The organism is Pseudomonas sp. NPDC089918, from assembly GCF_050280605.1.
GTDB lineage: Bacteria > Pseudomonadota > Gammaproteobacteria > Pseudomonadales > Pseudomonadaceae > Aquipseudomonas.
This window is the reverse complement of the sequence record NZ_JBNNVP010000111.1, coordinates 1-1,206: the sequence shown is the minus strand read 5'-3', so window position 1 is coordinate 1,206 and position 1,206 is coordinate 1. Positions and strand designations below refer to the sequence as shown.

The window sequence follows — 1,206 nt, the reverse complement described above, 5'->3', positions numbered from 1 at the left end:
TGATCCCGGCGTGCTCGAAGGCGAACATCTTGCCGGTACGGGCGAGTTCTTCACTTGCTGGGCTTTTACCAGGCCGAGGACTTCGGTACGGAAGTCTTCTTCACGGTCGGACCAGCGCAGACCACCACGAGCAACGTTGCCGAAACGCAGGTGCACGCCTTCGACGCGAGGCGAGTAAACGAAGATTTCGAACTTCGGTACCGGCTTCGGCAGCTCTGGAATCAGGTGCGGGTTGAACTTGAAGCTGAAGTAGGACTTGTTCTGACCGTGGGCATCGGTCTGGTAGAAGTTGGTCCGCAGGGTCGCTTTGATCAGGTCCAGGTAACGACGCAGGATGCGGTCTTCGTTCAACACCTGGACGTCGTCCAGTGCGCTGAGAATCGCGTGTTCCAGGCGTTGCTGCTTGTCTTCCAGGTCATCGCTGCCGAGCTTGCGCGCCAGGTAGAAACGGGTCTTGAACAACCGGGTCAGCTCGCGAGCGATATCGGTGTGGTTGTTCAGGGTGCTGGCGATATAGCCCAGGTCGAAGCCCAGACGGATCTGCTTCATGTAACGAGCGTAGGCACGCAGCAGCGCGACATCGCGCCATGGCAGGCCGGCGGTCAGCACCAGGCGGTTGAACGCATCGTTCTCGGCATCGCCACGCACGATGTGGACGAAGGCGTCCTGCAAAGTATCGTTGAGTTGCTGGATGTCGAGTTCCAGGCCTTCAGCGGCGGTGAACGCGAAATCGTGAATCCAGAATTCGCGGCCGCTGTTGTGACGCAGGCGATACGGGAATTCACCCAGCACGCGCAGGCCGAGGTTTTCCAGGATCGGCAATACGTCGGACAGTGCCAGCGGGGTATCGGCGTGATACAGCTTGCAGTGCAGCATGCGCTGGCCAGAGACCTGAGCCAGTGGCTGATAGAAGCTCATCACCAGTGGATTTTTTTCGTTCAGGCTTAGCAGGTGCTGCATGTCGACCACAGCCGAGTGGGCTGCGAAACGCTCGCGGTAACCGGCCGGGAAGCCTTTCGGGAAGTCGGCCAGCACGTTGGTGCCTTGGGCTTCGCCGAAGCTCTCGACCACCAGGCTCGCGTAGTCGTCCTGCCAGCTGCGGCAGGCCTGCACCACTTCTTTTTCCAGCAGAACCGGGTCGATGTCCAGACGGTTCTTCGGATCGACCCGCAGAATCAGTTGCACGCGGGCCAGCACGGACTCGGA

1 protein-coding gene is annotated in these 1,206 nt (G+C 60.0%); it reads right to left on the bottom strand.

Features of this window, described 5'->3' with window-relative positions:
• Positions 1-1,206 (bottom strand): NAD-glutamate dehydrogenase domain-containing protein (locus ACQKPC_RS30410; protein ID WP_427628339.1); only part of this gene is annotated, 1,206 nt, incomplete at both ends.